This is a genomic window from Pandoraea pneumonica (assembly GCF_902459645.1).
In the GTDB taxonomy this organism is placed as follows: Bacteria; Pseudomonadota; Gammaproteobacteria; order Burkholderiales; family Burkholderiaceae; genus Pandoraea; species Pandoraea pneumonica.
In genome coordinates this window covers 615,241-641,657 of record NZ_CABPSK010000002.1, presented here as the reverse complement: position 1 = coordinate 641,657, position 26,417 = coordinate 615,241, and the positions used below count along the sequence as shown (strand labels likewise).

Here is a 26,417-nt window from a genome sequence, read left to right as displayed (position 1 = left end):
GCTGCTCCTCTGATGCGCCTCTGATGCACTACGTTCTCGACTTTGCCGATCTGCGGCAATACCTGATGCTGTTCGTGAAGGGTGCCGCGCTGACGGTCGCACTGACCGCCGTATCCACGGTGATCGGTGTGGTCGTCGGCGCTCTGTGCGCCGTCGCTCGCGAAGAAGGCCCGCGCTGGCTCAAAGCCATCGCAGGCCTCTACGTCGAGCTGATTCGCAACACCCCCTTCATCGTGCAGTTGTTCTTTATCTTTTTCGGTCTGCCGAGTCTGGGCATTCATATCGATGAAACCTCGGCGGCCGTCATCGCCATGAGCGTGAACCTCGGCGCCTATGCCACCGAAATCATCCGGGCGGGCATGCGCGCCGTGCCGCGTGGATTGTCGGAAGCCGGTCAATCGCTCGCGATGACACGCGCGCAGATTCTGCGCCACGTGGTGTTGCCGCAGGCGTTCGCGAAGGTGTTTCCCGCGCTCGCGAGCCAGATCGTCATCGTGATGCTCGGCTCGGCCGTGGTGTCGCAGATTTCGGTGCCCGATCTCTCGTATGCAGCCAACTTCGTCCAGTCGCGCACGTTCCGTGCTTTCGAAAGCTATTTGATCGTCACCGCCGTTTATCTCGTGTTGGCGATCGTGCTGCGACGCGTGTTGATGCGCTGCGCACGCCGCCTGTTTCGCGGCACGGTGAAAGGAGGCGCGCGATGATCGAGTTCTCGATTTGGGACATGCTGCGCGGCCTGTTGCTCGCCGGTCGCTGGACGCTGGCGCTCTCGGCCATCGCCTTCGTTTGCGGCGGGCTCGTGGCGCTGGTGCTGCTCGTCATTCGCGTGGGGCGTGTGCAGTGGGCCGCGCGTGCGGTAGCGCTGTACATCGAAGTGTTTCAAGGCACGCCGCTGCTTATGCAGTTGTTCCTGGTGTTCTTCGGTTTGCCGCTGCTCGGCCTGGAAGTCTCGCCGTGGGTGGCTGCGGCAGTGTGTCTGACGCTCTACACCAGCGCCTATCTCACGGAAATCTGGCGCGGGTGTGTCGATGCCATTCCGCACGGGCAATGGGAAGCCTCATCCAGTCTCGCCATGCGTTACGGCGAGCAACTGCGCCATGTGATTCTGCCGCAGGCGCTGCGCATTGCGATTGCGCCTACGGTCGGCTTCTCGGTGCAGGTGGTCAAGAGCACCGCGCTCGCGTCGATCATCGGCTTCGACGAGCTGACCAAGACCGGCACTATGCTCACCAATGCGACCTTCCAACCGTTCACCGTCTACGGTCTGGTCGCCCTGTTCTACTTCGCTGCCTGCTATCCGCTGTCGTTATGGGCGCGTCATCTCGAAAGGAAACTCCATGTCGCTCATTGAAGTCAGGGGCATGCAAAAGCGCTTCGGCGAAAACCCCGTGCTCAAGGGCATCGATATGGATGTCGAGCGCGGTCAGGTGGTGTCGATCATCGGCAAGAGCGGCTCGGGCAAGAGCACGCTGCTGCGCACACTCAACGGGCTGGAGTCGTTCGATGCGGGCAGTGTGGCCGTCGACGGCGTGCACGTCGGTGCGCGCGATACCGACCTGCGCGCGCTGCGCCTGAAGGTCGGCATGGTGTTTCAGCAGTACAACCTGTTTCCGCACCTGTCCGCAGGCGAAAACGTGATGCTCGCGCAAAAGGTCGTGAAGAAAACGGCGTCCGGCGAAGCGCGCGAAGTCGCTCGCGCCATGCTCGCCAAGGTGGGCCTTGCCGACAAATTCGACAGTTATCCGTCGCAACTCTCGGGCGGACAGCAGCAGCGCGTGGCCATTGCACGCTCGCTCGCCATGTCGCCGTCGGTACTGCTGTGCGACGAAATTACCTCGGCGCTCGATCCGGAACTGGTCGCCGAAGTGCTCAAAGTGCTGGAGGATCTCGCCGCCGAGGGCATGACGTTGATTCTGGTCACGCACGAGATGCGCTTCGCACGTCATGTGTCGGACCGGGTGGTGTTCATGCATCAGGGGAAGATCTGGGAATCGGGCGAACCGGAGGCGTTATTTACGCGCCCGACGACGCCGGAATTGCAGCGTTTTATCTGTCAATAAGACACCGGCGACAAGACTTGAAAAGGGCTCGAATGGCCGCTCATTCGCACGATTTTGGTGCGCACTCTAATCGTGTCAAAGAGCAGTGGCGCGCCGTTGGCGTCCTGCTTATGATGAGCGGCAACGGCGCTCGGCGCTGGCCCCTTTCGTACTCTTCGCACTGACATTCACTCATCAAGATGAAGCTCACTCCTCGCGAAAAAGACAAGCTGCTCATCTTCACCGCTGCCCTGCTCGCCGAGCGCCGGCGCGCGCGCGGACTGAAGCTGAACTACCCGGAGGCGGTGGCCTTCATCAGTGCTGCGCTCATGGAAGGCGCGCGCGATGGCCAAACCGTTGCCGAACTCATGCACTACGGCACGACGCTGCTCACCCGCGACGACGTGATGGACGGTGTGGCCGACATGATTCCCGATATTCAAGTGGAAGCCACGTTTCCCGACGGCACGAAACTCGTGACCGTGCATCACCCGATTCCGTAACGCCCAAAACACCAATAACAGCCCCGAAGGACGCATCATGTCAGCCGACCGTTCACTCTCCGTATCCGGTTCCACTTCCGCACGTCGTTGGACGCGCGCAGCCACCGGCCTCGCGTTGCTCGCCGCTTCAGGTGCCGCCATGGCACACCCGGGCCACCCCGGTCATGACGCCGCGAGCAGCTTCGTCGCAGGCTTCGTGCATCCGCTCACAGGGGCCGACCATTTGTGCGCCATGATCGTCGTCGGTCTATGGAGCGCCCTGACCTCGCGCCGCGTCTGGCTCGCGCCCATCGCCTTCGTCGCGATGCTCGCCGCTGGCGGCTTGCTCGGGATGTCGCACTGGTTTGCGCTGCCGGGTGTCGAGCCGATGATCGCCGTCTCGCTGCTCGTGCTCGGCCTGATGCTCGCCACGCGTGCCAAGTTGCCGGGCTGGGCTGGTGCCGCAGTGGTCGGTGCGTTCGCCATCTTCCACGGTTTCGCGCACGGTGCCGAGTTGCCCGACGAGGCCAGCGCCATGCACTACATGGCGGGGTTCCTGCTCGCCACGGGCACGCTGCACGGCATTGGCATCGCAGCGGGGGTTGCGCTGCGCGAGCGCACCGTGTGGGTGCCGCGTTTGCTGGGGGCTGGCGTGCTGGCTTACGGCGTGTCGTTGCTCGCTGTGGCGGCCTGATTGCAGGTCGGCCACTGGCCCTTGAGGAGGCACGCATGATTCCCGGAGAACTGCTCCCCGCCGCGGGCGAGATCGAACTGAACGTGGGCCGCCCCACGATCAGTGTGACGGTCGCGAACACCGGCGACCGGCCGATTCAGATCGGCTCGCATTTCCATTTCTATGAAGTCAACGATGCGCTGCACTTCGATCGCGAGGCCGCACGCGGCTTTCGTTTGAACATCGCTGCCGGTACGGCGGTGCGGTTCGAGCCGGGTCAGCAACGCACGGTCGAGTTGGTTGCGCTGGCAGGCGATCGCCGGGTCTTCGGTTTCGCCGGGCGTGTCATGGGGGCCTTATGAAAATTTCACGCCGCGCTTATGCGGAAATGTTCGGCCCCACCACGGGCGACCGGCTGCGGCTGGCCGATACGGAACTCATCATCGAGATCGAACGCGATTACACGATCTACGGCGAAGAAGTGAAGTTCGGCGGCGGCAAGGTGATTCGCGACGGCATGGGGCAATCGCAACGCGTGCGCGCCGATGTCGTCGACACCGTCATTACCAATGCGGTGATCGTCGATCATTGGGGCATCGTCAAGGCCGATATCGGGCTGAAGGACGGACGCATCTGGGGGATCGGCAAGGCGGGCAATCCCGACATTCAGCCGGGCGTGACGATTCCGCTGGGCGCGGCGACGGAAGTCATCGCGGGCGAAGGCATGATCGTCACCGCGGGCGGTATCGATTCGCACATCCACTTCATCTGTCCGCAACAGATCGAAGAGGCGCTCTCGTCGGGCGTCACCACGTTGCTCGGCGGCGGAACCGGTCCCGCGACGGGCACCAACGCCACCACCTGCACACCGGGGCCGTGGCATATCGAGCGCATGTTGCAGGCGGCAGACGGCTGGCCGATCAACCTCGGCTTTCTCGGCAAAGGCAACGTGAGTCAGCCGGAGCCGCTGACCGAGCAGATCGAAGCCGGTGCCATCGGGCTGAAGCTGCACGAGGACTGGGGCTCTACGCCTGCGGCGATCGACGCCTGCTTGTCGGTCGCCGATGCTACCGATACCCAGGTTGCCATTCACACCGACACGCTCAACGAGGGCGGCTTCGTCGAAGCGACGGTTGCGGCCATTGGCGGGCGCACGATTCACACGTATCACACCGAAGGTGCCGGTGGCGGCCATGCGCCGGACATTCTTAAGGTGTGCGGCGAGCCTAACGTGTTGCCGTCGTCGACCAACCCCACGCGGCCCTACACCATCAACACGCTCGACGAGCATCTCGACATGTTGATGGTGTGCCATCACCTCGACCCCGCCATCGCGGAAGACATTGCCTTCGCCGAGTCGCGGATTCGCCGCGAGACGATTGCTGCCGAAGACATCCTTCATGATCTGGGCGCGCTCTCGATGATCTCGTCAGACTCGCAAGCGATGGGACGTGTGGGCGAAGTGGTGCTGCGCACGTGGCAGACGGCGCACAAGATGAAGGTGCAGCGCGGCGCACTCGGTACGGATTCGTCGCAAGCCGACAACTTCCGCGTGAAGCGCTACGTTGCGAAGTACACGATCAACCCCGCGATTACCCACGGCATGGCCCATGAAATTGGGTCGATCGAAGTGGGCAAGTGGGCGGATTTGGTGTTGTGGGAACCGGCGTTCTTCGGCGTCAAACCGTCATTGATTCTCAAGGGCGGCATGATCACGTCGGCGTTGATGGGCGACCCGAATGCGTCGATCCCGACGCCGCAGCCGGTGCACTACCGAGAGATGTTCGGGGCACGCGCCGGAGCGATGGCACGCACCTCGCTCACGTTCGTGTCGCAAGCGGCGTACGATGGCGACGTGGCGGGCCGCTATGGCCTGACCAAGCGCATCGTGCCGGTGCGCAATATCCGGCAGGTGACCAAGGCCAACATGATCAACAACGACTGGCTGCCGCAGATCAGCGTCGACCCCGAGACCTATCAGGTCATCGCCGACGGACAACTGCTGACGTGCGAGCCAGCGACCGTGCTGCCGATGGCGCAACGCTATTTTCTCTTCTAGACCATGTCGCACGACGTCGATTCTTCTTCCCATTCGCACGCAGCCCCTGCGGCGGATTCCGCTTCTCCTTCGGATCAATCTGAGGGCACATCCGCCTCTGCGTCGGCAACGCTGCGCCGCGTCGAGAAGCGCTTCGAAGCAGGACGCATTGCGGCCACACTCGCGCGCCGAGCCCCTGCACTGGTTTTGCCTTTCGATGCGCGCGGCAAAAGCCGTCTGCGCGCGACGCTGGAGACCGGTGAGGAAGTCGCCCTGTTTCTGCCACGCGGCACGGTACTGCGCGGCGGCGACGTGCTGGTCGCTGACGACGGCGGCATGATTCGCGTGGAAGCCGCCCCGGAAACGGTCCTGCTGGTGACGGCTGCCACGCCGCTCGCGCTCACGCGTGCCGCTTATCACCTTGGCAATCGCCATACGCCGGTGGAAGTCGGCGACGGATATCTCAAGCTCGAATTCGATTCGGTACTGCGCGATATGCTGCTGCGGCTCGACGTCGATGTGGCTGAAGCCTTGATGCCGTTCGAGCCGGAAGCCGGGGCTTATGGCGGCGGTCACAAGCACGGCCACGATGCCACCTTCGCGGAAGACTACGCGCTCGCGCAGCAAGTGTTCCACGAGCATCACGGGCATTCGCATGGGCACGTGCATGGTCCAGACTGCGGGCATGACCACTCGCATGGACACGTGCATACCGCCGAGTGCGGCCACGATCACGGTCATGTTCATGGCCCCGGCTGCGGGCACGATCACTCGCATTCGAACCCACCGGCGAGCGATGACAGCGTCTCATCGAATCATTCCGCCACACCCTCGAGCGTTCCCGATGACGGCAAGTCTGGCCAGTCCTCTCACTGAACCCGTTGCGGCCGCGTCGCTGCAATCGCTTGCGGCGCTGCTTCATCTTGCGTCGCCTGCGCTGCCTATCGGGGCGTTCAGCTATTCGCAAGGGCTGGAAGCAGCGGTCGAGCACGGCATCATCACGGACGCCCCGAGTGCGGAGCGTTGGATCGGGAGCCAACTCGACGGCGTGTTCACCACCGGCGAAATGGCATTGCTGGCAAGACAGTGGCGACATTGGCAGGCGGGTGATTTCGCGGCGCTAGTCCGGATCAACGACTGGCTGCTGGCGACGCGTGAAGCGGCCGAACTGCGTGCCGAAACCGAGCAGATGGGCTGGTCGCTCACGCAACTGGCGATGTCGCTCGAATGGGGCACTGCGGCTCAACGCGAGCAACTGGCTTCGATCCGACCGATTGCCTTGCCGACCGCGTTTGCCTTTGCGGCCCTCACGCACGGTGCGCCGCTCGCCGACATGCTGGTCGCTTACGCGTTTAGCTGGCTGGAGAATCAGGTCGCCGGTGCGCTCAAAGCCGTACCGTTGGGGCAACTCGCCGCGCAACGTGTGATCGTGGCGCTGCGGCCTCGCATCATCGACGCCGCGCATCGCGCCGCCACGTTGCCCGACGACCGCATCAACACGTTTTCCCCGGCGCTCGCGATCCTTGCGTCGCGCCACGAGACGCAGTACTCAAGGCTGTTCCGTTCGTGAGGTGCCGTCGCTTCGAACCTGTGAACCGGCACACCTTCGCCCCCATTGGCCCCCTATCACTCTGCGCCACTCACCACACTTGTTATGACGACATCTTCCAACGCCCGACGTACCAAGAAGAATCCGCCGCTGCGTGTCGGTATCGGCGGCCCGGTCGGCTCCGGCAAAACGACGCTGACCGAGATGCTCTGCAAAGCGATGCGCGAGCGCTACGATCTCGTGGTCATCACCAACGACATCTACACGAAGGAAGATCAGCGTCTGCTGACGGTGGCAGGGGCGCTGGAACCCGAACGCATTTTGGGGGTGGAGACGGGCGGCTGCCCGCATACGGCCATTCGCGAAGACGCATCGATCAATCTCGAAGCGGTCGAGCGCATGCTGGAGCGCTTTCCGGATGCGGACGTCGTCTTCATCGAATCTGGTGGCGATAACCTCGCCGCGACGTTCAGCCCCGAGCTATCCGATCTGACGATTTACGTGATCGATGTGGCGGGCGGCGAGAAGATTCCACGCAAGGGCGGCCCCGGCATCACCAAGTCGGACCTGCTGATCATCAACAAGACGGATCTCGCACCGTACGTTGGCGCGTCGCTCGACATCATGCGCGCAGACACCCAGAAGATGCGCGGCATGCGCCCCTTCGTCATGGGCAACATGAAGGAAGGCAAAGGCCTTCAGGAAATCATCCAGTTTATTGAAGCGCGAGGGATGTTGGCTTGAGGGGGATTGTCGGTAACCGGAAGGCCTACCCGTTACGGGCGCCGGCGAAGCGAGCTGCGGGCAAGAGGCGTTTAGATGTCTGCGAAACGCCCCCGCCCTTCAAAGTTATGAAGAGAATGCCGACTGTCGTTTGACGTGATCGATCGCGAGCACCTCCAGATACTCGTCTTCAATCGCGTAGACGATGCGGTAGTTCTTGTGGACGCTCAGATCACGCGTTCCCTTGACTAAACCCGGGCGGCCAAACGCCGGAAATGTTTGCAGTCGCTCAACTGATTTTTTAAACAACAAGTTCATGCGCCAAGCTGCCGATCTATTTTTCTCGGCGATATTGCGCAAGATACGGACTCGCTCGTGTCCCGCATCGACGTCCCACAGAATCGATCGGCAGCTCATTCCACCCTCTCTTCGGCTGTAAACAAGGCATCACACTCTGCCTCGACAGCTTCACCGTACATAAAGCGTCCCGCCGCAATATTCGCGAGGCCACGCATCACTTTCTCCCGAAGAATTCGCTCATCTTCGAGCACTGCAAGTGACTCAAGAATTTCCGGAGAGAGAAAATCGTCGTCGATCGACGGATCTACGTCGTGGTGGTCGTCGGGATGAGGCGCGGGTAAATGCGAGGGAATCTGCGTGGGAGATTGAGCAGGGAATTGTGTCGAAATTTGCATCGTGGTTAAGGCGTTCCGTTGGCTGGGGGGCCACTCAAGCGAGTGATCACAAATTAACCGTCCACGATGGGGAGCGTCAATGCAGGCCGGGGATATCTCGGGCGATTCCCAAAAGAACCGCCCTCATTGCCAAAGCGAGATTCCGACTACCGCTGCGCGACCGAAAAACCATGTTCTCGGAGCAATTGCAGCACCCCATGCGGGCCGCCCAGATGCAGCGTGCCGATGGCGACGAACACCGGCTTGCCCGGGTCCGCGAGGAACAACATCCGCGCTAAAAAGCGTCGGTTGCGCGAGTACAAAATGCGCTCGTCGATCGCATCGGCCAACGCCACGTTGCGACGTACTTGCGCCGCCTTGCCCTGCGACCAATCGAACACCAGCTCGGCATCACCCGCACGCCACAACCGGTGCAACTCCTCCACCTGCGCCGTGGCCTTCTTCGGCGTCAGCACCAACTCCTGCGCCAACAACTCGTTTTGCTGCGCGGCCGACAACCCCGTGAACGCGTCCATCTGCTCGGCCAGCGACTCCAGCCCGACAATGCGCCCCCGGTAGATGTTCTCCAACTGATTCTCGGTGCCGTACTCCGTTTGCAGATCGGCCCCCATCGAGTCGAGCGTCTCCACCAGCAACGCCGCCAGCCATGGCCGCATATGCCGAATCTCGTTGAGCATCGCCGGGTTGCCCTTGAGACGGTCGCGCAACTTACGCCACAAAGGCGCGGGAATCATCCGCGGCAGACACGCGCGCGTACACATGCCGTATTTCTGCACATCGTCCTGCGACATGGTGAGATCGTCCGGCGAGAGCTCGAACGCCACCACCTTCGATACGCGCAGCGCATCGACCACCACTTTCCGGAACGGGTAATCGTCAGGCTTGCCGACGTGCAGCGTGCCCATGACGTAGATCGTCATGTCGCCCTTGCGGGCTTCGTAGAACGGGAGATTCGCACCCGGCGGCGATTCGCCGGGCTCGGGGACCACCAACGGTATCGCACGCGGTGCCACGACGCGCGGCGTCACCGTCGATGCGGCATCGAGCGTGACGGCGAGCGTCATCAGCAGGCAGCCCAGCAGCCAACCGGTCAAAGCGACGCCCCGACGGACATGCGTCGCGCGTGGTGGTCCACCCAATCTCGTCATCCCTCAATGTCTTCAACCCGATGGCACGCCACCAGACGTCCCTCGAGCTTGCGCAATTGCGGCACTTCCTCGCGGCAATGGTCGACAGCATACGGACACCGCGGCGCAAACGCACACCCCGGCGGCGGACGCAGCGGCGACGGCAACTCGCCGATCAGCGGAATCTTCACGCGCCGCTCGCTAGCCTTGATGGCCGGTGTCGCCGACATCAGCGCCTTGGTGTACGGATGCAGCGGCTTGCCGAACACGGCGGCCTTAGGACCGTGTTCGACCGCGCGGCCGAGATACATCACCATCACGTCGTCGGCCACATGCTCGACCACGGCGAGATTATGCGACACGAACACGTAACTCGTCGCGTACCGGTCCTGCAAATCCATGAAAAGATTCAGGATCTGTGCCTGAATTGAGACATCCAGCGCCGAGACCGGCTCATCCGCCACCACGATCGCCGGCGACAAAATCATCGCCCGGGCAATCGCCACGCGCTGACGCTGCCCGCCCGAGAACATATGCGGATACCGCGCCACATGCTCAGGCCGCAGCCCCACCGTGCGCATCATCGCGGCAATCTTCTCGCCCCGCTCAGCGCGGCTGAGCGCCGTATTGATGGCCAACGGCTCGTCCAGCGCCTGCCCAACGGTCTTGCGCGGATTGAGCGACGCATAAGGGTTCTGAAACACCATTTGCACCCGCGTGCGCAGTGGCGCCAAATCGCCTGTCGACGCCCCCGTGGTCTCGGTCGCGTCGATGGCGAGTGTGCCGGACGTCGGCTGCTCGATCAATGTCAGCACCCGGGCCAGCGTCGATTTGCCGCACCCCGACTCACCGACCACGGCCAGCGTGCGCCCCGCCGACAACTCGAACGACACCCCATTGAGCGCCTTGACGGTGGCTTCGCCACGGAATAATCCGCGGTTCACCGCATAGAAACGCTTCAGATCGCGGGCGGCAAGCACCGTACGATTCGGCTCACCCGCTTGGGGCGTGGCCTGCGGCGCGTCCGGGCCACCCGGCGGCGTCGCGAAAACGGTTTCACTCATTGCGCACCTCTCGAAGCCAAATCACCTGCCACGCCACTCACCCGCCCGGTTTCGTGCGGCAACGGCTTGAAACAACGCACCCACGGCGTCCCGACGGCACTCGGGCCCGTGTAGGGCTCAAGCGCGGGCTGCACTGTGCGGCAATGGTCATCGGCGTACGGGCAGCGCGGCGACAACAGACACCCCGCCGGACGGTCGTCTCGCCCCGGCACGACGCCGGGCAACGTATGCAGACGACGCACGCCACGGTTGTGTTCGGGAATCGCGGCGAGCAAGGCCTCGGTGTAGGGATGATGCGGCGCGTCGAACAGCGCCGGCACCTGCTGGACTTCGATCACTTGCCCGGCGTACATGACCGCCACGCGATGCGCGACTTCGGCCACCACGGCCAGATCGTGTGAAATCAGCACTAGCGACATGCCGTGATCGCGCTGCAACCGCAGCAGCAGCGCCATGATCTGCGCCTGAATCGTCACGTCGAGCGCCGTCGTCGGTTCGTCGGCAATCAGCAGCTTCGGCTGGCACGCAATCGCCATCGCGATCATCACGCGCTGGTTCATGCCGCCCGAGAGTTGATGCGGATACGCGTCGAGCCGGTTGGCGGCGTCCGGAATTTCCACCTGTTCGAGCAGTTCGACGATACGGTCGCGCAACGCACGGCCGCGCAGGCCCATATGGCGGCGCAGCACTTCGCCAATTTGATAGCCGATGGAATAGCTCGGGTTCAGGCTGGAGAGCGCGTCCTGAAAGATCATCGAGACATCGCGGCCGACGATGTTGCGGCGCTGGCGAGCGCTCGCGTGCAACAGATCGCGTCCGTCGAAGGTCACTTCGTCGGCGCGCACACGCCCGGGCGCGTCGATCAGCCCCATGAGCGCGAGCATCGTCACGCTCTTGCCGGAGCCGGACTCGCCGACCACGCCGAGGATCTCGCCTTGACCGACATCGAGGTTGATCGCTTCGACCGCGCGCGCGCCGTCGAAATCGACCGAAAGATTGCGGATGGTAAGCAGACTCATGCGATTCGCTTCAGTTTGGGGTCGAGGGCGTCGCGCAGGCCGTCACCGACCAGGTTGATCGCAAGGACCGAGATGACGATCGCAAGGCCGGGCAGCGTCACAATCCACCAGGCACTTTCCATATAGTCGCGCGCCGAAGCGAGCATCGAGCCCCATTCGGCGAGCGGCGGCTGCACGCCCAGCCCGAGAAAGCCGAGCGCCGCCGCATCGAGAATGGCCACCGAAAAGCTCAGCGTCGCCTGCACGATCAGCGGTGCCGCGCAGTTCGGCAACACCGTCGAGAACATCAGCCGCAGCGTGCCCGCCCCGGCCATGCGCGACGCAGTCACATACTCGCGCTGCAATTCACCGATGGCCGCTGCACGCGTGAGACGCACGTACGCGGGCAACGTCACGATGGCAATCGCGATGGTGGTATTCGCCAGCCCCGGGCCGATGATCGCCACCACGGCCACGGCGAGCAACAGCGACGGCAGCGCCATCATCATGTCCATCAGTCGCATGATCGGCGTGTCGAGCCAGCGCGGAAAGAACGCCGCGAGCAAGCCGAGCAGAATGCCCGGAATCAGCGACAGCACCACCGACGACAGACCAATCCAGAACGACAGACGCGCACCGAAAATCAGGCGGGAAAGAATGTCGCGCCCGGCTTCGTCGGTGCCCAGCAGAAAGCTGGCATTGCCGCCCTCGAACCACGCGGGCGGAATTTTCACGAAGTCGCGGTACTGCTCGATGGGACTGTGCGGCGCGATCAGCGGCGCAAAGATGGCCGCAATGAACATCAGAATCAAAATAATCGCGGCAAACGTCGCGCCGCGATTAGCGGTAAAGCTGCGCAGGAACTCCCGAACCAGTCGCCCACGAGGCGTGGCGGTAACAGCGGCGGGAGGCGGCAGCGTGGCAGGTGCGTCACTCATGGTTGACCTCCTTCAGTGCCGAATGCGCGGGTTGACGACGCCATAGAGCACGTCGACCAGCAGGTTGACCAGAATGACGCCCGTCGCGATGAGCAGAATGCCGCCCTGCACCACCGGATAGTCGCGTCGCAAGATGGCATCGATCAGCCACTTGCCGATGCCGGGCCACGAGAACACGTTCTCCGTGAGCACCGCACCCGCGAGCAGCGTGCCGACTTGCAGCCCGATCACCGTAATCACCGGAATCAGCGCGTTACGCAGCGCATGCACGACAATCACGCGCCACGGCGACAACCCCTTCGCACGCGCGGTGCGAATGTAGTCTTCGCGCAGCACTTCGAGCATGGCCGAGCGCGTCATCCGGGCAATCACGGCGAGCGGCACCGTGCCGAGCACGATGGTCGGCAGAATCAGGTGGCTGACCGCAGACGAGAATGCCCCTTGATCGCCCGAAAGCAAGGTATCGATGAGCATGAAGCCGGTCACGACCGGCACGTCGTATTCCACGCCGATGCGCCCTGACACGGGGGTCCATTGCAGATCGACCGAGAACAGCATGATGAGCAACAACCCCCACCAGAAGATGGGCATCGAATAGCCCGTGAGCGCCGCCCCCATCGTGGTGTGATCGAGCATCTTGCCGCGCCGCAGCGACGCGGCCACCCCAGCGGGCAGGCCGACGATCAGCGCGAACAACATGGCGCAGGTGGCCAGTTCGAGCGTGGCGGGAAAGCGCGCGAAGAACTCGTGGAGCACGCCTTCGTTAGTAACGATGGAGCGCCCGAGGTCGCCTTGCGCGGCGTGCTTCAGGTAGACGAAATATTGCGTGGTGAGCGGTTGATCGAGCCCGAGCCGTTTCATGGCTTCGGCGTGCATCACGGGGTCGAGATTACGCTCGCCCACAAGCACTTCGATCGGATCGCCGGGAATGAGGTGAATCAGCGCGAACGCCAGGACGGTGATGCCGATAAAGGTCGGGATCACCATGCCCAGTCGTCGCAGGACGAATCTCAGCATATGAGGGTTCCGTGGGCTTGCGCACCGCCCGCCCCCGGCGGCAGGACGGGTGGCGCTGTGCCGCGTTAATCAGTCGTAGACGGTCTTATGTCTTGGTGCGGCAAGCAGACCCAGGCGCGGCGGCCAGGTCTGCCTGCTTGATACCAATCTATTGCGTGCTACCGGCGACGGTCGTGGCCGTCGCCTTGAGGGGAAGCCCGATCAGTCGAGCGACACACCGGCAAAGCTGTTGCGGCTAAACGGGCTGAGCTTGAAGCCCTTCACGTTCGTCGCCATCGGCTTGTATTGCGTCGAGTGTGCGATCGGCGAGAACGGCAGTTGTTGCGCGAAGATTTCCTGCGCTTGCGTGTACAGCTTCGTACGCGCGCCAACGTCCGTGGTCTGACGGGCTTGCTTGATGAGATCGTCGAACGGCTTGTAGCACCACTTCGAGAAGTTGTTGCCGTTCATCGAGTCGCAGCCGAGCAGCACGCCGAGCCAGTTGTCCGGGTCGCCGTTGTCGCCAGTCCAGCCGATCAGCAGTGCGTCGTGCTCACCCGCCTTGGCGCGCTTGATGTACTCACCCCACTCGTACGTGACGATGTTGGCCTTCACGCCGATCTTCGCCCAGTCGGCCTGAATCATTTCCGCCATCAGCTTGCCGTTCGGGTTGTACGGACGTTGCACCGGCATCGCCCACAGCGTGATTTCGATATTCTTCACGCCTGCTTTCTCGAGCAACGCCTTGGCTTTCTCGGGGTCGTAGCCGGCCGGCTTGATGTTCTTGTCGTAGGACCATTGCGTCGGCGGCATCGGCGCGCCGTTCGACAACTGCCCTGCCGAGCCGTACACCGACTGGAGAATCGCCGGCTTGTTGATCGCCATGTCGAGTGCCTGACGCACTTCCACGCGATCGAGCGGCTTCTTCTGCACGTTGTACGCCACGTAGCCGAGGTTGAAACCGACCTGATCCGGCATCTTGAGCTTCGATGCCTTGCCCTGCGCCGAGATATCGGCCTTGAGCGAATCGACGTCGGCCGGACGCGGATACGTCGCCACTTGGCACTCGTTGCGCTTGAGCTTCTGGATACGCACGTTCGCGTCGGTCGTGATCGCGAAGATCAGCTTGCTCACCTTCGGCGGCAGGTTCGTATTCCAGTAGTCCTTATTGCCGTCCAGTCGCAGCGTGGCGTCCTTCGTGTAGCTACGGAAAATGAACGGGCCCGTGCCGACCGGCTTGAGCGCGATATCGCGCGCGTTGTTCGCGGTGAGCAGCTTGTCGGCGTATTCCTTCGACAGGATCGACGCGAACGACATGGCCAGATTCTGGATGAACGGCGCATCGACTTGCTTCAGCACGAAGCGGACGGTGTACGGATCGACGATCTCGATACGATCGATGTCCTTCTGAAGGCCCATGTCGACGAAATACGGGAACTCAGCCGGATACGCCTTGCGGAAGGCCATCTCGCGATCGCCCATGCGCTCGAACGTGAACTTCACGTCTTCGGCATTGAAGTCACGCGTCGGCGTGAAGTACTCGGTCGTGTGGAACTTGACGCCCTTGCGCAGATGGAAGGTGTAGACCTTGTTGTCCGGTGAGATATCCCACTTCTCTGCGAGCGACGGCATGACACCGGTTTCGCCCGGTACGAAGGCGATCAGGCGGTTGTAGATCGCGTCGGCGGGATCGAAGTCGGTGCCGGTGGTCAGCTGTCCCGGATCGAAACCGGCGGGACTGCCCTCGGAGCAATACACGAGGGTCTTGTTCGGGAGCTCGACTGCTGAGGCGGGCTGGATCACGGCCGCGCCGGCAAGCAGGGAGGCCGCCAAAAGCAAACGCAGGGTGTGGGTTCGTTTCATAGGCTCCTCGGAATAGTATTTTCGAGGCTCAGGATCGGGTCCCCCGGTTCGGGGTCGCCGCCGAGCACCCGGGAATATTACTGAAGGTTACCTCGCGTCACAACACGCCAAATCCCTAGCGAATTGCCGATTTGCAGCGTTTTCTTTTAGGAAAACACTTAATTTTGATTGGGATTGACATTCATGCACCGGATCTGCGCAATCGGCGACCTGCTTGGCACAGGGCGTGCGCGCCGGAAATACGAGGAGGTGGAGGGAGGAAAAGGGAGGAGACGGGAAGGGTCGGAAAGAAAATCGGCCCGGACGTCGATCCGGGCCGCAGGCCAGCTTACAGGCCGAGCCGCTGCCACATGGCCTTGGTGGCCGATGCCGCATTAAGCGTATAGAAGTGCAGACCCGGTGCGCCGTCCGCGAGCAAGCGCTCACACAGGGCCGTCACCACGTCGAGGCCAAACGCGCGGATCGACTCGCGGTCGTCGCCGAAGCCTTCGAGGCGTTTGGCAATCCAGCGCGGCACTTCCGCGCCGCACATTTCCGAGAACCGCATCATCTGCGAGTAATTCGTGATCGGCATGATGCCCGGCACGATCGGCACGTCCACGCCGAGTCGCTTGGCGTCATCGACAAAGCGGAAGTACGCATCCGCATTGAAGAAGTACTGCGTGATCGCGGCGTTCGCCCCGGCCTTCACCTTGTTGGCGAAGTGTTCGAGATCCAGACGCGGCGACTTCGCCTGCGGGTGGTACTCGGGGTAAGCGGCCACTTCGATGTGGAACCAGTCGCCGGTTTCCGCACGAATGAATTCCACCAGTTCCGACGCGTAGCGAAACTCGCCGATCTCGCCCATGCCCGACGGCAAATCGCCGCGCAACGCCACGATGTGACGGATGCCATGGCTGCGGTACGTCTGCAAGATGTCGCGAATGTTCTCTTTGGTCGAACCCACGCACGACAAGTGCGGCGCCGCTTCGACGCCTTCGCGTTGGATTTCCACCACCGTATCGATCGTGCCCTGCTGGGTCGAGCCACCGGCCCCGAACGTCACCGAGACGAATTTCGGTCCCAGCGGGAACAGTTGTTGGCGCGTCGCGCGCAGCTTCTCCGCGCCCTCGGCGGTCTTGGGCGGGAAGAATTCGAAGCTGAAGGAAGGTTGCGTCATGATCTTCTGATTATCGAGAGAGTCGTTCATGCGGCACTCATGCGGCGTTGGCACGCGTGGCGTGCACGAAAAACTCTCGGTTACCGTCACCGCCCGTGATCGGGCTGTCGAACCAGCCGGCCACCTCAGCCACCATTAGGCCGAGCGACTCGCAGGCAGTGCGGATCTTTGTCTCCACTTGCGCGTATTGCGCGGCGTCGCGTACCAGCCCGCCGCGCCCGATGTGTTCGCGCCCCACCTCGAACTGCGGTTTCACCAACATCAGCAAGTCGCCATCGGCGGCGAGCAGCGGTGCAAGCGCAGGCAACACCAGCGTGAGCGAGATGAACGACACATCGCCCACGATCAAATCGAAGCCGCGTTCCGGCACCGACGTGAGCGCCGGTGTCGGGGCATGCTCATCGCCGCGTTGCGCCAGACTCGCCAATTGCTCGTCGAGCATTTCGCGCGACAAATGCCGCGCGTTGATGCCTTCGAGCGAAATCAAGCGCGGCTCAGCGGCGAGCCGCGTGTGCAATTGCCCGTGACCGACATCGACACCGACCACCTGCGCAACACCAGCCTGCAACAGACAGTCCGCGAAGCCCCCGGTCGACAGCCCCACATCGAGCGCGATGCGGCCGTTCAGCGCGTCGGCACCGAGCCCAGCGGCGGCGAGCGCCCCTTCGAGCTTCAACCCGCCACGCGACACATAGCGCTCTTCGCCCGGCAGCCCGTCGGCCGCTGCACGCACTTCGAGCTCTTCGTCGCTCGCGACGAGCTGGCTGGCCTTCTTGAGCACCGTGTCGGTGTTCGCGAAGTACACCCGCCCGGCGTCGATCAGCCGTTGTGCAGCAGTCCGCGACGCCGCGAGGCCTCGCGATACGAGGGCCTGATCGACACGAAGGGCTGGCAACATAACGGCAAATTCCTGCGGATGAAAACTGACGCGCCGGTGCGCGAATTAAACGTTCGTGGCGCGATCGCCGCCGAACACCAGCGCCGACAGAATCCACGAAATCAGGCTGTACAGCAGCGAGCCGAAGAGCGCCGCCCAGAAGCCTGACACTTCAAAGCCCTTGACCACGTGAGATGCCAGCCAGAACAACAGCGCATTGATCACGAAGATGAACAAGCCGAGCGTGACGACCGTGACCGGCAGCGTGAGGATCACGAGCAGCGGACGCAGGAAGGCGTTGATGAGGCCGAGCACGACCGCAACGATCAGCGCAGTACCAATCCCCTTGAGCTGAACGCCCGAGATGACGTGCGGCAAAACGAGAAGTGCGATGGCATTGATGAGCCAAATCAGCAGCAGACGCATAGCAAGCTCCGAAGGACGCGCCGGTGAACAATGCCGATCTGTGTCGGCGTCACCACCGGCAGTGACAAAATCTTGCGCGGCCGCACCCAAGGCACGGCCGCGCGGTTACCGGCAATCAATCGCTAACGGCTAGCGAATTAATAACGGTAGTGCGCCGGCTTGAACGGACCGTTCTTCTCGACGCTGATGTACTTCGCCTGATCGTCGCTCAACACGGTCAGCTCGGCACCGATGCGGCCCAGGTGCAGGCGCGCAACCTTCTCGTCCAGATGCTTCGGCAACACGTACACGCTGTTCTTGTACTTGGCGCCGTCCACGAACAGTTCGATCTGCGCGAGGGTCTGGTTGGTGAACGAGTTGCTCATCACGAACGACGGGTGACCGGTGGCGCAGCCCAGGTTCACGAGGCGACCTTCCGCCAGCAAGATGATGCGCTTGCCGTCCGGGAAGATGATGTGGTCGACTTGCGGCTTGATGTTTTCCCACTCGTACTTGCGGGTCGACGCGACGTTGATTTCCGAGTCGAAGTGGCCGATGTTGCACACGATGGCCTGATTCTTCATCGCGGCCATGTGGTCGTGATCGATCACGTGGAAGTTGCCCGTGGCGGTCACGAAGATGTCGGCCTTGTCGGCGGCGTATTCCATCGTCACGACGCGGTAGCCTTCCATCGCGGCTTGCAGCGCGCAGATCGGGTCGATTTCGGTGACCCATACGGTGGCGCCCAGACCACGCAGGCTTTGTGCGCAGCCCTTACCCACGTCGCCGTAACCGGCCACGAGCGCGATCTTGCCAGCGATCATCACGTCGGTCGCGCGCTTGATACCGTCGACGAGCGACTCGCGGCAGCCGTACAGGTTATCGAACTTCGACTTGGTCACCGAGTCGTTGACGTTGATGGCCGGGAACGGCAGCGTGCCGTCCTTTTCCATCTGGTACAGGCGGTGCACGCCCGTGGTCGTCTCTTCGGTCACGCCCTTGATCTGCGACAGACGCTTGCTGTACCACTGCGGATCGATGGCGATGTGACGCTTGATAGCGGCATACAGCGCCACTTCTTCTTCGTTGGTCGGGTTGCCCACGACCGAGATGTCCTTCTCGGCCTTGCTGCCCAGAATCAGCAACAGCGTGGCGTCGCCGCCGTCGTCGAGAATCATGTTGGCGAACTCGCCGTTCGGCCATTCGAAGATCTTGTGGCTGTATTCCCAGTACTCGTCGAGCGATTCGCCCTTGAAGGCGAACACGGGAATGCCAGCGGCAGCGATGGCGGCAGCGGCGTGATCTTGCGTCGAGAAAATGTTGCACGAGGCCCAGCGCACTTCGGCGCCCAGCGCGGTCAGCGTCTCGATGAGCACGCCCGTCTGGATCGTCATGTGGAGCGAACCGGCGATGCGGGCGCCCTTGAGCGGCTGGCTGGCCTTGAACTCTTCACGCGTGGCCATCAGACCCGGCATTTCGCTCTCGGCGATGCGCAGTTCTTTGCGGCCCCAATCGGCCAGCTTGATATCGGCTACGTGGAAATCGTTGAATTTCGAATCGACTACGGCGTTCATCACGCCTCCTTTCTCTAAATGTCTAGATAGTTGGGACGTGAGCGCCGTTCTTGGGGCTGACGCGCCGAACTATCCGGGTTGAACCGGGGGCCGGCGGGGGCCAATGGGAAGGATCTTGAGCCTGGCAACGCTAATCGTTGTCGCAACGCTCCTCAAGACTGGCGCATTGTAGCAAAACTCATGCGGCGCGTCGGCCCAGGGGCGACGCTCGAAGGGTTATTTTTTTGCAGCGCAGGAAGCGACGGACGAGGCTTGAGAGAAACTCGGAAGGTGCAGCGAGGCACCTTCCAGCCGTTAGATCGGCAAGTGTGTCAGCAGCGGCGCGGCGAACACCATCACGATGCCGTTGATCATCATCACGAGGCTGGCGACCACGCCTTCTTCGCTGCCGATTTGGCGCGCCTTGGCCGTACCGAAGCCGTGAGCCCCGGCACCGAACGGTGCCCCGCGTGCCATGCGCGTGCGCAGCGGCAGCCACGACAGCAACGCTTCGCCGAGCAGCATGCCGATGAAGCCGGTCACGATCACGAACAAGCCGACCAGGTCGCGAGATCCACCCACCTTGTCGGACACGACCAGCGCGAACGGCGTCGAGATCGACCGGGCGAGCAGACTGCGCGCCATCTCCGGCGGCAGTTCAAAAAGACGGGCCAGCACGAACGAGCTGCCCACCGCCACGATCATCGCCACCAGCACGCCTACGGTGAGCGCAAACGCATGACGCCGAATGATGTCGCGGTGTTCGTAAATGGGCACGGCGAACGCGATGGTCGTGGGACCGAGCAGCCAAACCAGCCAGCGCGAATCCGAGATGTAAGTGGTGTACGAGATATCGCCGCCGACCATCACGGCGATGAGCAGCACCGGCGCGAGAATGGCCGGGCCGAGCCACACCTTGCCGAAACGCGCGTAAAGGCGCTTCGACACGTAATAAAAGACAACAGTAAGAGCGAGCAGCAGGAGCGCCGTATGATTCATGACATTAATCCGGCGAGAGGTGACAACAGGGTTTGCGAAAGCCCATCGGGCTCCCGCAGGCGCTCAAGGGGCGTTGATTTAGCGTGCGTTGTGCGCAGCGCGACGTGCCGGAATGCGCACGAAGACGGCCTTCATCCGGCGCTCGGCGCGGCACGCGAGGTCCACGGCGAGTGCGGTCGAGATCATCACGAGCACCGTGCCCACGCCGATCACGGCGAGCAGTTGCAGGCCTTCGTGGCGCAGCAAATCGGTGTATTGCATGACAGCGGCGACCATCGGCACGAAGAAGAGAATCATCTCGGCCAGAAACCAGTCGGCACCGCGCTTGATCTTGTCCGCCTTGAGCACGCCGCTCATGAGCAGACCGACCACCGCGAACAGACCGAGAACGCCACCCGGCAGGGGCAAGTGAAAATGACGCGACGCAGCATCGGCCACCAGATAGATGCCAGTGAGCAATGCGATCTGCCACACCACGTCCAAGGCGCGCTTGCTACGGCTATACAGACGGCTGGCGATCATCTTGGTCATGGCACTCTCCTGGGGGTTTGGCTGCAACATGGAGAGCAGTATAGGAAGCGCTGCAACATAAATATAATGAATTACAATCATCAAATCGATTCCATATTGGAATAATTTAAGTATTAACCCTAATAGTGCATGAGAAAGCCTTATACGACGGGGCTTTGCGGCGGATAGCACCATATTGGTGCAATCGGGAGACCCAAAATGGAACTGCGTGCGTTGCGAGGATTTGTGGAAGTTGTGCGACAGCAGAGCTTCACGGCGGCGGCCGAGGCGCTGTTTGTGACGCAGCCGACGGTCAGCAAGATGGTCAAAGCGCTCGAAGACGAACTGGGCACGCCGCTCATGTTGCGCGAAGAACGCGGCATGGGTCGTCGCCTGCAACTAACCGATGCGGGCCGGGTGGTGTTCGAGCGCGGTCAGGATGTGCTCGCGGCTTATGCCCGCTTGCAGCAGGAGCTGGCTGACCTCGAGACGGTCGCGCGTGGCGAGTTGTCGATCGGCATTCCGCCGTTGGGTGGTGACCTGTTCATTCCGGTGATCGGAGCGTTCCATCAGCACTATCCGGATATCGAGATGAAGCTGTTCGAGACCGGCTCGCGGGCCATCGAGCAGGCGCTGCTGGCGGGCGAAATCGAACTGGGTGCCGTGTTGCTGCCGATCGATCCGGCGATTCTCGACGTCCTTCCCGTGTGTCATTACCAGTTGCGGCTGATCGCGCCGCGCGAGTCGACGTGGGAGGGGCGCGCGTCGGTCGGCTTAGGCGAACTGCGTGACGAGCCGTTTGTGTTTTACGGCGAGGGGTTTGCGCTGTCTGAGTTGGTGATTGCGGCGTGCCGGCGAGCGGGTTTCACGCCGAAGATTGCGGGACGTTCTAGTCAGTGGGACTTCATTGCCTCGATGGTCGATAACGGCGTCGGTATCGCGTTGTTACCGGAGCCGTTCTGTGCGCGGCTCGATCCGAAGCGGTTCGTGATCGCAGATATCCGCGATCCGGAAATTCCGTGGGATCTGGCGATGGCGTGGCGGCGCGATTCGTATCTCTCGCATGCGGCGCGGCGCTGGCTCGCGTTGGCGCGCGACATTCTCGGGCCGGGCGGCGATGGCGATGCGAAGGCGGCCATCGCGGGGGCAACGAGGCGCCAACCGGCGCGCTAAATGACGATGCGGTATCCTTGCCGCTGACATTTTCTTCCCCCGGCTGCGCGGCAAGCGCGGCACATCGAGACCTATGCGCATCATCACCGCGAATCTGAACGGCGTGCGATCGGCCGCCAAGAAGGGCTTTTTCGAGTGGTTCGGCAAGCAGGATGCCGACATCTTGTGCGTGCAAGAAATCAAGGCGCAGTTGCCCGACATGACGCCCGACTTTCTCAAGCCGCACGACTATCAGGGCTACTTCCACTACGCCGAGAAGAAGGGTTATAGCGGTGCGGGCGTGTATGTGCGCCGCGAGCCCGACGACATCCTCATCGGCTGGGGACAAGACGAGTTCGATGCCGAAGGCCGTTATGTGGAAGTGCGTTACGGCAACCTGTCGGTGATCTCGGTGTACATCCCCTCGGGGTCGAGCGGTGAAGAGCGTCAGGCGGCGAAATTCCGTTTCATGGCCGATTTCATGCCGCACTTGCTGGCGTTGAAGGCGGCGGGCCGTGAAGTCGTGTTGTGTGGCGACGTGAACATCGCGCACAAGGAAATCGACATCAAGAACTGGAAGGGCAACCTGAAGAATTCGGGCTTCCTGCCGGAAGAGCGCGCGTGGCTCACGCAGTTGTTCGACGATCACGGGTATGTGGATGTTTTCCGCACGCTGGATCAGCGCCCGGAGCAATACACGTGGTGGAGCAACCGCGGTCAGGCGTATGCGAAGAACGTCGGCTGGCGCATCGATTATCAGATCGCGACGCCGGGGATTGCTGGCAAAGCAAAGACGACATCCGTCTTCCGCGACATCAAGTTCAGCGATCACGCGCCGCTGACGGTGGACTACGATCACGCGCTGTAAGCAAATCGCGCAGTTGAAATAGCAAGGGGCCAATCCGCAAGGATTGACCCCTTTGTCGTCACCACCTGACGACTACCGTGCGCCGCTTGTTTGCGGCACGCCGTCGCCGCCATCATCGTCTGCGCCCCAAGGCGCGACCTTCGGCAGCAGCAGCATGCCGGGCACGGCGAGCACCGTGCAGATCAGGAAGAACGTCAGCCAGCCCACGCCGTCGACGATATAGCCCGTGCCCGCATTGGCGAACGTGCGTGGCACCGACGCCAAACTCGTGAACAGCGCGAACTGCGTCGCCGTATAGCGCGGGTCCGTCGTGCGGGCGATATACGCCGTAAATGCCGCCGTGCCCAACCCCGCCGTGAACGCCTCGAACGCGATCACCGCCCCAAGCCCCGCCACCACCGCACCGGCTTCCGCCAGCCACGCGAAGCCCAGCACCGATACCAGTTGCAGCACGCCAAACACCCACAGCCCACGATTGATGCCCAGTTTGATGAGCCAGATGCCGCCAATGATCCCGCCCGCCACGCTCGCCCACAGGCTCGTCGCTTTCGCCACGACACCGATCTGCGTCTTGGTGAACCCCAAATCGAGATAGAACGAAGTCGCCAGCGACGTCGCCATCGAATCGCCCAGCTTGTACAAAAAGATGAACGCCAGCACCAGCAGCGCTTTCGTCCAGCCACCACGCGTCACGAACTCATGGAACGGCTCCACCACCGCCTCGCGCAGCGTCTTCGGCGGCGTGCCGCGAATGGCTGGCTCCTTGACGACCAGCGTCATCACCAGGCCCGGCAGCATGAACGCCGCCGTCACGAAGAACACCTGCGACCACGGCAGATGGTCCGCCATGATCAGCGCGAGCGACCCCGGCACCAGCCCCGCCACCTTATAAGCATTCACGTGCATCGCCGTGCCCAAGCCTTGCTCACGGTCGGAGAGCAACTCCCGGCGATACGCGTCGAGACAGATATCGAGACTCGCGCTAAAAAACGCCAGCGCCGCCGCGAGCGCGGCAATCGTCATTAAATCGCGTTGCGGCGAATACGTCCCCATCAGCGCCACTGCGCCCGCCACCAACAACTGCGTGACGAACATCCAGCCGCGCCGCCGCCCCGGCTTCCAGCCGAATAAATTCGGCGCGAAGCGATCCATGAGCGGTGCCCACAGAAACTTCCACGTATAGGGGAATTGAATCAGCGCGAAAAGGCCAATCGCTTTGAGATCCACCTGCTCGCTGCGCAGCCATGCCTGCACGAGATTGAGCAGGATGAACAAGGGCAAACCGGAGGTGAAGCCGAGAATCACGCAGATGATCATCCGCGTGGGGTGAAACACTCGCCCGTCGTCGGGCGGCAGCGAATCGGTCATGGACAGGACAGTTGGGGCCAGCTGCGCGCGACGTACGGCACCCGATCGCCCCTGACCGTCAACTGTCGATCATCATGGCACCCGGCGCGCCGCTCCGCCGCCGCAACCGTCGGTTCAGGAACGCTTGACGCGATAGACCGCAAGACTACCACGCCAGTTCGCGCCCACCGACACGAGACGCCCGTTGTGCAACACCGCGCGATCCAGAATCTCGACGCCGACTTCCGGCGCCAACGCTTCGAAATCCTTAATCGTCAGCACACGCACGTTCGGCGTGTTGTGCCACTGGAACGGCAAACTCTTCGACACCGGCATACGTCCCTGCAACACCGACAACCGGTGCGGCCAGTAGCCGAAGTTCGGGAACGACACAATCGCCTCGCGTCCCACGCGCACCGTCTCGCGCAGAATGTCCGCCGTGCGATGAATGGTTTGCAGCGTCTGCGACAAGATGACGGTGTCGAAGCTGTTGTCTTCGAACAGCGCCAGCCCGCCTTCCATGTTCTGCTGAATCACATTGATGCCGCGCTTGGCCGACGCCAACACACCGGCGTCATCGATCTCGACACCGTAGCCGCTCACATCCAGTTCGTCTGACAGCAGACGCAGCAGCGACCCGTCGCTGCAACCGAGATCGAGCACTTGCGAGCCCGGCTCGATCCAGCGTGCGATCACCCGAAAGTCGGCGCGATCGGCCAGCGACGCCGTAATCTGGTTGCCAGAAGCCGCCAGTCGCGCGGCTTGCGCGCTGGTCGTCGGGGTTGTGGTTTGATCCGTGGACTGACTCATACCCCGACCTCCTCGGCGATACGTTCGTAGTAAGCGCGCACCAGATTGTGATAGCGCGCGTCGGTAAGCAGGAATGCGTCGTGACCATGCGGCGCGTCGATTTCGGCGTAGCTCACGGTGCGGCGCGTGTCGAGCAGCGCCTTGACGATTTCACGTGAGCGGTTCGGCGCAAAGCGCCAGTCGGTCGCGAACGACACGATCAAATACTTCGCCGTCGTGTGCGCCAGCGCGCGCGACAAATCGCCGCCGACCGTGCGCGCCGGATCGAAATAGTCGAGCGCCCGCGTGATCAGCAAATACGTATTGGCGTCGAAGTACTCGGCGAACTTGTCGCCCTGATAGCGCAGATACGACTCCACTTCGAACTCCACATCGAAGCTGAAGCGATAGCCGTCGTCCTGTGCCGCAGCGGCACCGTCTGCGCCCTTCACCCCATCCACCAACGCTTCGGCACGGCGCAGCGCGCGGCCGAATTTGGTCGCCATGTCCTCGTCGGACAGATACGTGATGTGACCGATCATGCGCGCCACACGCAGGCCGCGACGCGGCACGACACCGTGCGCGTAGTAGTCGCCGCCGTGGAAATCGGGGTCGGAAAGAATGGCCGAGCGGGCCACTTCGTTGAAAGCGATGTTCTGTGCCGAGAGCTTCGGTGTGGATGCGATCACCAGACAGTGCCCGACGCGCTCGGGATACATGATGCTCCACGCCAACGCCTGCATGCCGCCGAGGCTGCCGCCCATCACTGCCGCAAATTTCTGAATGCCGAACACGTCGGCCACGCGGGCTTGCGCATTGACCCAGTCTTCGACCGTGATGACGGGAAAACGAGCGCCGTAGGGCGTGCCCGTGCTTTCATCGAGACTCATCGGCCCGGTCGAACCGAAGCACGAGCCGAGATTGTTCACACCGATGACGAAGAAGCGATTGGTGTCGAGCGGCTTGCCGGGCCCGACCATGTTGTCCCACCAGCCGATGTCCTTGGGGTTATCGGCGGCGATGCCCGCCACGTGATGCGACGCGTTGAGCGCGTGGCACACCAGCACGGCATTGCTGCGATCGGCATTCAACTCGCCGTAGGTCTCGACCATCAGGTCGTAGCCCGCGAGGGTGCTGCCGTTTTGCAGTGCCAGCGGCTGCGCAAAATGCATCCGCTGTGGCGTGACGATTCCGATTGACGATTCCATATTTCCTGTCCGAAACGTGCCAGATCACGCTGTCCGTAGCGACGGCAGCGCCTCTTAGGCGTTCTTTGCGGGGAAAAAGGTCGACGAAAAACGGGCGGGGTGCGCGAACGACCTCTTTAGCCGCATTTGTATTGAATGCCTTCGGCGGAGCCCAGCCCCTGTCGAAGTCATTCGCGCGCCCGCAAGCGAGTCACCAAATCGGCGCGCCAATCATCGCGATTGCACCAGCTGCACCATCAGCTTGGCAGCGGCCCCATCACGAGTTCCAAAAGTATAACGTAATCTGCGTAGCTGACATTGGGTCCATACATGCACCCTACATACGTTCGGCCGTCAGCAGACGCGACAAGGGCGAGCGATAGCGT

At 62.4% G+C, this 26,417-nt stretch carries 29 protein-coding genes and 1 riboswitch; of the genes, 12 read left to right on the top strand and 17 right to left on the bottom strand.

Annotation, left to right across the window (positions count from 1 at the left end; genetic code table 11):
* Nucleotides 1-23 precede the first annotated feature (23 nt).
* The 10 genes from PPN31114_RS11905 (at nucleotide 24) to ureG (ending at nucleotide 7,525) form a co-directional block, all read left to right on the top strand.
* On the top strand, nucleotides 24-704 hold the full coding sequence (locus tag PPN31114_RS11905; protein ID WP_150679704.1) for an amino acid ABC transporter permease: 681 nt from the start codon (nucleotides 24-26) through the stop codon (nucleotides 702-704).
* Nucleotides 701-1,351: an amino acid ABC transporter permease gene (locus tag PPN31114_RS11900; protein WP_150679703.1), complete on the top strand. Its 651-nt coding sequence runs from the start codon at nucleotides 701-703 to the stop codon at nucleotides 1,349-1,351. The genes PPN31114_RS11905 and PPN31114_RS11900 overlap by 4 nt, the downstream gene beginning before the upstream one ends.
* A complete protein-coding gene (locus PPN31114_RS11895; protein ID WP_150679702.1) occupies nucleotides 1,338-2,060 on the top strand; it encodes an amino acid ABC transporter ATP-binding protein in 723 nt (240 codons plus the stop codon). Before PPN31114_RS11900 ends, PPN31114_RS11895 begins: the two co-directional genes overlap by 14 nt.
* A 179-nt stretch (nucleotides 2,061-2,239) precedes the next feature.
* On the top strand, nucleotides 2,240-2,542 hold the full coding sequence (gene ureA / locus PPN31114_RS11890) for an urease subunit gamma (RefSeq protein WP_150679701.1): 303 nt from the start codon (nucleotides 2,240-2,242) through the stop codon (nucleotides 2,540-2,542).
* A 37-nt stretch (nucleotides 2,543-2,579) separates the two neighbouring features.
* Entirely contained in the window at nucleotides 2,580-3,215 is a 636-nt protein-coding gene (locus PPN31114_RS11885) for a HupE/UreJ family protein (RefSeq protein WP_150679700.1), read from the top strand.
* A 35-nt stretch (nucleotides 3,216-3,250) separates the two neighbouring features.
* Nucleotides 3,251-3,556 carry an urease subunit beta gene (locus PPN31114_RS11880; protein WP_150679699.1) on the top strand — a complete coding sequence of 102 codons (306 nt, stop codon included), beginning with the start codon at nucleotides 3,251-3,253 and terminating at the stop codon, nucleotides 3,554-3,556.
* On the top strand, nucleotides 3,553-5,253 hold the full coding sequence (gene ureC, locus PPN31114_RS11875; RefSeq protein ID WP_150679698.1) for an urease subunit alpha: 1,701 nt from the start codon (nucleotides 3,553-3,555) through the stop codon (nucleotides 5,251-5,253). Before PPN31114_RS11880 ends, ureC begins: the two co-directional genes overlap by 4 nt.
* Nucleotides 5,254-5,364: 111 nt before the next feature.
* Nucleotides 5,365-6,108, top strand: coding sequence for an urease accessory protein UreE (gene ureE, locus PPN31114_RS11870; RefSeq protein WP_150680382.1), 744 nt, complete (start codon nucleotides 5,365-5,367; stop codon nucleotides 6,106-6,108).
* Nucleotides 6,077-6,802 (top strand): urease accessory protein UreF, encoded by a 726-nt coding sequence (locus PPN31114_RS11865; protein WP_150679697.1) that lies wholly within the window; start codon nucleotides 6,077-6,079, stop codon nucleotides 6,800-6,802. Before ureE ends, PPN31114_RS11865 begins: the two co-directional genes overlap by 32 nt.
* An 84-nt stretch (nucleotides 6,803-6,886) precedes the next feature.
* Nucleotides 6,887-7,525, top strand: coding sequence for an urease accessory protein UreG (ureG, locus tag PPN31114_RS11860; RefSeq protein WP_150679696.1), 639 nt, complete (start codon nucleotides 6,887-6,889; stop codon nucleotides 7,523-7,525).
* Nucleotides 7,526-7,630: 105 nt separating this feature from the next.
* Here the strand turns inward: ureG and PPN31114_RS11855 are convergent, their stop codons facing one another.
* The 14 genes from PPN31114_RS11855 to PPN31114_RS11790 form a co-directional block, all read right to left on the bottom strand.
* Complete coding sequence (locus tag PPN31114_RS11855) at nucleotides 7,631-7,921, bottom strand: type II toxin-antitoxin system RelE/ParE family toxin (protein WP_150679695.1); 291 nt, start codon at nucleotides 7,919-7,921, stop codon at nucleotides 7,631-7,633.
* Nucleotides 7,918-8,199 carry a hypothetical protein gene (locus PPN31114_RS11850; RefSeq protein ID WP_150679694.1) on the bottom strand — a complete coding sequence of 94 codons (282 nt, stop codon included), beginning with the start codon at nucleotides 8,197-8,199 and terminating at the stop codon, nucleotides 7,918-7,920. Before PPN31114_RS11850 ends, PPN31114_RS11855 begins: the two co-directional genes overlap by 4 nt.
* Nucleotides 8,200-8,345: 146 nt before the next feature.
* Nucleotides 8,346-9,293: a TraB/GumN family protein gene (locus tag PPN31114_RS11845; protein WP_306439712.1), complete on the bottom strand. Its 948-nt coding sequence runs from the start codon at nucleotides 9,291-9,293 to the stop codon at nucleotides 8,346-8,348.
* A 50-nt stretch (nucleotides 9,294-9,343) separates the two neighbouring features.
* The gene (locus tag PPN31114_RS11840) at nucleotides 9,344-10,390 is read right to left on the bottom strand and encodes a peptide ABC transporter ATP-binding protein (RefSeq protein ID WP_246182516.1); all 1,047 of its coding nucleotides are present in this window, start codon (nucleotides 10,388-10,390) and stop codon (nucleotides 9,344-9,346) included.
* Nucleotides 10,387-11,409: an ABC transporter ATP-binding protein gene (locus PPN31114_RS11835; RefSeq protein WP_150679692.1), complete on the bottom strand. Its 1,023-nt coding sequence runs from the start codon at nucleotides 11,407-11,409 to the stop codon at nucleotides 10,387-10,389. The genes PPN31114_RS11840 and PPN31114_RS11835 overlap by 4 nt, the downstream gene beginning before the upstream one ends.
* The gene (locus PPN31114_RS11830; RefSeq protein ID WP_150679691.1) at nucleotides 11,406-12,326 is read right to left on the bottom strand and encodes an ABC transporter permease subunit; all 921 of its coding nucleotides are present in this window, start codon (nucleotides 12,324-12,326) and stop codon (nucleotides 11,406-11,408) included. The genes PPN31114_RS11835 and PPN31114_RS11830 overlap by 4 nt, the downstream gene beginning before the upstream one ends.
* 12 nt (nucleotides 12,327-12,338) lie before the next feature.
* Nucleotides 12,339-13,343 (bottom strand): ABC transporter permease subunit, encoded by a 1,005-nt coding sequence (locus PPN31114_RS11825; protein ID WP_150679690.1) that lies wholly within the window; start codon nucleotides 13,341-13,343, stop codon nucleotides 12,339-12,341.
* Nucleotides 13,344-13,544: 201 nt separating this feature from the next.
* Nucleotides 13,545-15,185, bottom strand: coding sequence for an ABC transporter substrate-binding protein (locus PPN31114_RS11820; protein ID WP_150679689.1), 1,641 nt, complete (start codon nucleotides 15,183-15,185; stop codon nucleotides 13,545-13,547).
* 328 nt (nucleotides 15,186-15,513) lie between these two features.
* Nucleotides 15,514-16,344: a methylenetetrahydrofolate reductase [NAD(P)H] gene (metF, locus tag PPN31114_RS11815; protein ID WP_150680380.1), complete on the bottom strand. Its 831-nt coding sequence runs from the start codon at nucleotides 16,342-16,344 to the stop codon at nucleotides 15,514-15,516.
* Nucleotides 16,345-16,381: 37 nt separating this feature from the next.
* Entirely contained in the window at nucleotides 16,382-17,242 is an 861-nt protein-coding gene (locus tag PPN31114_RS11810) for a TlyA family RNA methyltransferase (protein ID WP_150679688.1), read from the bottom strand.
* A 45-nt stretch (nucleotides 17,243-17,287) separates the two neighbouring features.
* Nucleotides 17,288-17,647, bottom strand: coding sequence for a phage holin family protein (locus PPN31114_RS11805; RefSeq protein ID WP_150679687.1), 360 nt, complete (start codon nucleotides 17,645-17,647; stop codon nucleotides 17,288-17,290).
* Between the two features lie 137 nt (nucleotides 17,648-17,784).
* Nucleotides 17,785-19,200, bottom strand: a complete 1,416-nt coding sequence (gene ahcY, locus PPN31114_RS11800; RefSeq protein WP_150679686.1) for an adenosylhomocysteinase — start codon at nucleotides 19,198-19,200, stop codon at nucleotides 17,785-17,787.
* A gap of 32 nt (nucleotides 19,201-19,232) precedes the next feature.
* A riboswitch (S-adenosyl-L-homocysteine riboswitch) is annotated at nucleotides 19,233-19,360 on the bottom strand.
* A 134-nt stretch (nucleotides 19,361-19,494) separates the two neighbouring features.
* Entirely contained in the window at nucleotides 19,495-20,178 is a 684-nt protein-coding gene (locus PPN31114_RS11795; RefSeq protein ID WP_058376859.1) for an LrgB family protein, read from the bottom strand.
* A gap of 78 nt (nucleotides 20,179-20,256) precedes the next feature.
* Nucleotides 20,257-20,709, bottom strand: a complete 453-nt coding sequence (locus PPN31114_RS11790) for a CidA/LrgA family protein (RefSeq protein ID WP_150679685.1) — start codon at nucleotides 20,707-20,709, stop codon at nucleotides 20,257-20,259.
* A 198-nt stretch (nucleotides 20,710-20,907) separates the two neighbouring features.
* Here PPN31114_RS11790 and PPN31114_RS11785 point away from each other — a divergent pair, with 198 nt between their 5' ends.
* Nucleotides 20,908-21,861 (top strand): LysR family transcriptional regulator, encoded by a 954-nt coding sequence (locus PPN31114_RS11785; RefSeq protein WP_150679684.1) that lies wholly within the window; start codon nucleotides 20,908-20,910, stop codon nucleotides 21,859-21,861.
* 73 nt (nucleotides 21,862-21,934) lie between these two features.
* Entirely contained in the window at nucleotides 21,935-22,708 is a 774-nt protein-coding gene (locus PPN31114_RS11780) for an exodeoxyribonuclease III (RefSeq protein ID WP_150679683.1), read from the top strand.
* A 72-nt stretch (nucleotides 22,709-22,780) separates the two neighbouring features.
* Here the strand turns inward: PPN31114_RS11780 and PPN31114_RS11775 are convergent, their stop codons facing one another.
* From PPN31114_RS11775 to metX, 3 genes are all read right to left on the bottom strand, one after another.
* Nucleotides 22,781-24,076 (bottom strand): AmpG family muropeptide MFS transporter, encoded by a 1,296-nt coding sequence (locus PPN31114_RS11775; RefSeq protein WP_150679682.1) that lies wholly within the window; start codon nucleotides 24,074-24,076, stop codon nucleotides 22,781-22,783.
* Between the two features lie 114 nt (nucleotides 24,077-24,190).
* Nucleotides 24,191-24,865, bottom strand: coding sequence for a methionine biosynthesis protein MetW (gene metW / locus PPN31114_RS11770; RefSeq protein ID WP_246182515.1), 675 nt, complete (start codon nucleotides 24,863-24,865; stop codon nucleotides 24,191-24,193).
* Nucleotides 24,862-26,052 (bottom strand): homoserine O-succinyltransferase MetX, encoded by a 1,191-nt coding sequence (metX, locus tag PPN31114_RS11765; RefSeq protein ID WP_150679681.1) that lies wholly within the window; start codon nucleotides 26,050-26,052, stop codon nucleotides 24,862-24,864. Before metX ends, metW begins: the two co-directional genes overlap by 4 nt.
* Nucleotides 26,053-26,417: the final 365 nt, after the last annotated feature.